5 protein-coding genes are annotated in these 4,801 nt (G+C 69.6%); 4 read left to right on the top strand and 1 reads right to left on the bottom strand.

Translation table 11 applies throughout. The annotated features are described in order from the left end of the window. From acnA to AC08OQ_RS17675, 3 genes are all read left to right on the top strand, one after another. On the top strand, nt 1–1,778 hold a 1,778-nt coding region (gene acnA, locus AC08OQ_RS17685), incomplete at its 5' end, for an aconitate hydratase AcnA (protein ID WP_476612220.1). Between the two features lie 212 nt (nt 1,779–1,990). Further along, entirely contained in the window at nt 1,991–3,364 is a 1,374-nt protein-coding gene (gene wecB, locus AC08OQ_RS17680; protein WP_462186971.1) for a non-hydrolyzing UDP-N-acetylglucosamine 2-epimerase, read from the top strand. 126 nt (nt 3,365–3,490) lie between these two features. Further along, nucleotides 3,491–3,907: a hypothetical protein gene (locus tag AC08OQ_RS17675; protein ID WP_462186970.1), complete on the top strand. Its 417-nt coding sequence runs from the start codon at nt 3,491–3,493 to the stop codon at nt 3,905–3,907. A gap of 87 nt (nt 3,908–3,994) precedes the next feature. On the opposite strand, the gene AC08OQ_RS17670 is transcribed toward AC08OQ_RS17675, so the two are convergent. Next, entirely contained in the window at nt 3,995–4,531 is a 537-nt protein-coding gene (locus AC08OQ_RS17670) for a hypothetical protein (RefSeq protein WP_462186969.1), read from the bottom strand. Nucleotide 4,532: 1 nt separating this feature from the next. Here AC08OQ_RS17670 and AC08OQ_RS17665 point away from each other — a divergent pair, with 1 nt between their 5' ends. Further along, the gene (locus AC08OQ_RS17665) at nt 4,533–4,781 is read left to right on the top strand and encodes a hypothetical protein (protein ID WP_476601079.1); all 249 of its coding nucleotides are present in this window, start codon (nt 4,533–4,535) and stop codon (nt 4,779–4,781) included. Nucleotides 4,782–4,801 lie beyond the last annotated feature (20 nt).

The following is a 4,801-nucleotide window of genomic DNA, read 5'->3' as shown; positions in this document are numbered from 1 at the left end:
ACGCCAAGGAGCAGGGCCTCTGGCACGACCCGAGCCGCGAGGCCGCTTACACGACCACCCTCGAGCTGGACCTGTCCACCGTCGAGCCGTCGCTTGCCGGGCCCAAGCGCCCGCAGGACCGGGTGCCGCTGGCGAGCGCGAAGCAGGCCTTCCGGGCGGCGTTGGTCGACTACGCCCAGCCCCTGGTGCTCACGAACGGTGGCGCGGACGAGGCGGATGCCGAGTCCTTCCCGGCCTCCGACTCGGCGGCCGCATTCGCCGACAAGCCCTCCGACGCCCCGATCTCGGTGAACGCCGTGGCCGGGGACGTCGCCGCCCGCTCGTCCAACCCGACGGCGGTCACCCTCGCCGACGGCACGAGCGTCGAGATCGACCACGGTGCCGTCGCCGTCGCGGCCATCACCTCCTGCACCAACACGTCCAACCCGCAGGTCATGGTCGGCGCGGCCCTGCTGGCCCGCAACGCCGTCGAGAAGGGGCTCACCCGCAAGCCGTGGGTGAAGACCACCCTCGCGCCGGGCTCGAAGGTGGTCATGGACTACTACGAGCGGGCGGGGCTCGTGCCCTACCTGGACAAGGTCGGCTTCAACCTGGTCGGGTTCGGCTGCACCACCTGCATCGGTAACTCCGGGCCGCTGCCGGAGGAGATCAGTGCCGCGGTGAACGACGCGGACCTGGCGGTGGTCAGCGTGCTGTCGGGTAACCGCAACTTCGAGGGCCGGATCAACCCCGACATCAAGATGAACTACCTGGCGTCCCCGCCGCTGGTGGTCGCCTACGCGCTGGCCGGCACGATGGACATCAACCTCGACACCGACCCGCTGGGCACCGGCACCGGCGGGGAGCCCGTCTACCTGCGTGACATCTGGCCGAGCGAGGCCGAGGTCGCCGCGGTCGTCGGTGACGCCATCCAGTCCGAGATGTACGAGTCCGACTACGCCGACCTGTCCGGTGACGAGCGCTGGCGCTCGCTGCCGGTCGGTGATGGCGGGGAGGCGTCGCGGACGTTCGCCTGGGCGCCCGGCTCCACCTACGTCCGGCACCCTCCGTACTTCGAGGGGATGGCGGCGAAGCCGGAGGCCCGGACCGACATCATCGACGCCCGGGTGCTGGCGGTGCTCGGCGACTCGGTCACCACCGACCACATCTCCCCGGCTGGCTCGATTAAGAAGGACTCGCCTGCCGGCCGCTACCTTACCGAGCACGGGGTCGTGCCCGCCGACTTCAACTCCTACGGGTCGCGGCGCGGCAACCACGAGGTGATGATCCGCGGCACGTTCGCCAACATCCGGTTGCGCAACCGGCTGGCGCCGGGCACCGAGGGCGGGGTCACCCGGCACCTGCCCGACGGCGAGCAGTTGGCCATCTACGACGCCGCGCAGAAATACGCCGCCGAGGGTGTGCCGCTGGTGATCCTGGCCGGTAAGGAGTACGGCTCGGGATCCTCCCGGGACTGGGCGGCGAAGGGCACCTCGCTGCTCGGCGTGCGGGCGGTCATCGCCGAGTCCTACGAGCGCATCCACCGGTCGAACCTGATCGGCATGGGCGTGCTGCCGCTGCAGTTCCCCGTCGGCGAGTCGGTGGAGTCGCTCGGCCTGACCGGGGAGGAGACGTTCACCATCACGGGCCTCGCCGAGGTGGGCGAGAGGACCCCGTCCCTCACGGTACGTGCCGGCGACAAGACCTTCGAGGCGGTCGTGCGGATCGACACCCCCGGCGAGGCGGAGTACTACCGCCACGGCGGGATCCTGCTGTATGTCCTGCGCTCGCTGTTGTAGCCCACGGCCGATGATCCGGGGCCGGCGGGTTCGCTCCCGCCGGCCCCGCCCGCCGGCCCGCCTGTCGCCTGTCGCGCCTCGTGCGCTCCTCCCTCGCCCTGGTCGGCGTGCTGGGTAATTTACGTACTACCAAGAGTGATAAGCTTGCTGGGTGAACACGGACGGCCGTGCCGTCCGATCGTCACCATCCGTTGCGGTAGGGGGAAGTCCGAATGCCGCGTGGCACCCCGGAACAGAGTGGGCCCTCGGTACCGACGGTTCCGTCGGGAATCCCCGGTGAGCGGGTCACCCCGATCGTCCCCCAGCCCAGCGGGCCCTGGCCACGCCGCCCCCAGCCGGCCGTGGCCCGGGCGGGGCCGGCCGCGGACGACGCCGCCGGACCGCGCGGGCGGCGCCTGCGGGTCATGGTCATCGTCGGCACCCGGCCGGAGGTGATCAAGATTAGCCGGGTGATCGCCGCCCTCGACCAGGCGGTCGACCTGTGTCTGGTCCATTCGGGCCAGAACTACGACCACGAACTGAGCGGAATCTTCTTCGAGGAGCTCGGCATCCGCCGACCGGACCACATGTTGGAGGCTGCCGGAGCCACGCCCGCGGAGACGATCAGCAGGATCATCGCCCGGGTGGACCCGGTGCTCGCCGCCGAGGAGCCTGACGCCGTGCTGCTCTACGGCGACACGAACACCTGCCTCGCCGCGATCCCGGCGAAGCGCCGGCGCATCGGGGTGTTCCATCTCGAGGCCGGGAACCGCAGCTTCGACCAGCGGGTTCCCGAGGAGATCAACCGTAGGGTCGTCGATCACCTCAGCGACGTGCATCTCGCCCTGACCGAACATGCCCGCCGTCACCTGCTCGCCGAGGGACTGCCCGCGCAGCGGGTCTTCGTCGTCGGATCGCCGGTGAAGGAGGTGCTCACCCACTACGCGCCGCTCATCGACACCTCGTCGGTGCTCGCCACCCTCGGGGTGCAGGTCGGCCGGTACCTGCTCGTCAGCGCCCATCGGGAGGAGAACGTCGACCGCCCCGAGACGTTGTCGGCGCTGCTGGACACCCTTAACCGGCTGGTGGCCCGCTACCGGCTGCCGGTGATCGTTTCGACCCACCCGCGGACCCGCGAGCGGCTCTCGGCGCTGCGCCGCTCCGGACACTTCCCGCTCATCGACGAGCGGGTGCGCTTCTGCCGGCCGTTCGGATTCTGTGACTACCTCGCCCTGCAGCGGTCCGCGCTGTGCGTGCTGTCCGACAGCGCCACGCTCACCGAGGAGGCGTCCCTCGTCGGTTTCCCTGCGGTGCTGATCCGGGAGGCCCACGAGCGCCCGGAGGGCATGGACCGCGGCGTGGGCGTCTCCAGCGTGCTGCGCCCCGACCGGATCCTCGACGCGGTCGAGCTCGTCGTCCGGGAGGCGGAGAGCGACCGCCGCCCCCGGGTCGTCGCCGACTACGACGTCGACGACGTCTCCCGCCGGGTGCTGCACATCATCGTCAGCTACGTCGATCACATCCGCCGGACGGTCTGGTACGGCGACCCCGGCCCGTCCGCCGGGCCGAGTCCGGCCGCTCCCGCCACCACCGCCGAGAGCCACTGAACCCTCCCCGTCCCGGGCACGGTAGTCAGCTTTTTTAGGGATCTCCCTGACGCGTGCCCCCGTTCCCATTTCCCAGACTGAAAAGCGACACGCCGTCAGCGGTATCAGTTGGGGAGGAATACCGTCATGCCCGGACAGTGGGACGCCACCGTCAAGTCGGTCTACGCCGTCGACAGTGGTACCAACAACACCATTGATGTCATCGCGGATGACAAGGCCTTCGATGTCATCGCCGACGTCGAGATCGGGGAGAGCCTGATTGACTTCGGTGGCGCCGAATACACGCTCAGTGTTTCTGTTCGCAACCTGAGCCGGTTCGTCGTCGTGGCCACCGGAAACGTGATCGGCAAGATTCCGGTCAAGCCGGGGGACCCGAGAAAGGCCTTCAACAAGCCGTTGACGGTGCCAATCTCCGCACCCTGGTTCGCGAATGCTGCGGAGGATGGGGACGCCCTTGACGTCATCGCCGCGCTCAAGGTGGCGTCGGGACGGTTCGTCAACACCACGGTCGCGATCAGCCCCTCGTTCATCGTCTCACCCTGATCGGGTCCGGCTCCTCACGAGGACATCGGATCCGATTGTTTGACGGTGGCCCCGGCGGAGGATCTCCGCCGGGGCCACCTCGCGCTATCAGGGTCTTGCGGTCAGCAGGGCCAGGGCGCGCCGGGTCTTCGTCTCCTCGTCCTCCTCGATGTCGAGCCCGAGGCGGCGCAGGGCGGCCTCGAAGGCGATCTGGGCGATCTGGGCACCATCCGGCTCAACCCGGATGGACAATTCCAGCAGATCGAGCCCGCGGTCGCCGGGACCGGGGGCGAGCCGCCATCTCTCGGCCGCCACGGGAAAACCCGCCACCGGGATCGGAACCGGGGTGTTCCAGCGGACACCGTCGAGTGGGCCCAGTACGGACAGGCTGTCCAGGTCGATGGGGCGGTCCGCGTACTCGCGAAGGAACCGGCGCTGGCGGGGTGAGAACAGTTCCCGCGGCGACGTCGCGCCGACGAGGACGTCGGTCACCCGACGTGCTTCCGGGTGTGCGGTCAGCGAGGCCGCGGGAACCCTGCGTTCCCCCGTCCAGTCCGCCTCCATCCGGAACACCGCGACGCGGTCGGGGCGCAGGCCGAGCCAGCCGGGATCGCCGGGCCGGCCGGAGCCTGACCGTCGCATCACCGTGTCCGGCACCGTACTGCCGCAGTCGCAGGATGATTCCCTCGTCGAGCAGCGCTATTCCGCCGCGTTCCGCCGTTCCAGCCGGGTCCGCGCAGAAGCAGACCCGACGGCCGATGCCCAGCTCGGCGGTGAGCGCCAGAGCGTCACGCGCGGCGGATATCCACGGCCCGGTGAGGTTAACCTTGATCTGAACGCAGTCCAGGCGACGACGGGGACGCATCTCAGCTTCCGTGGGAATTACCGGGAGTGAGTAGAAGTCCGGTCATATAC

The sequence above is a fragment of the Frankia sp. CcCS3 genome (genome assembly GCF_977927575.1).
The sequence above is the reverse complement of the archived record's forward strand: the minus strand, read 5'-3'. Positions and strand labels throughout refer to the sequence as shown.

What these genes read in the sequence shown, in the direction of transcription:
- AC08OQ_RS17675 (WP_462186970.1), top strand. Translation starts at nt 3,491, where the DNA reads ATGCCCGGACAGTGGGACGCCACCGTCAAGTCGGTCTACGCCGTCGAC.
- wecB (WP_462186971.1), top strand. Translation starts at nt 1,991, where the DNA reads ATGCCGCGTGGCACCCCGGAACAGAGTGGGCCCTCGGTACCGACGGTT.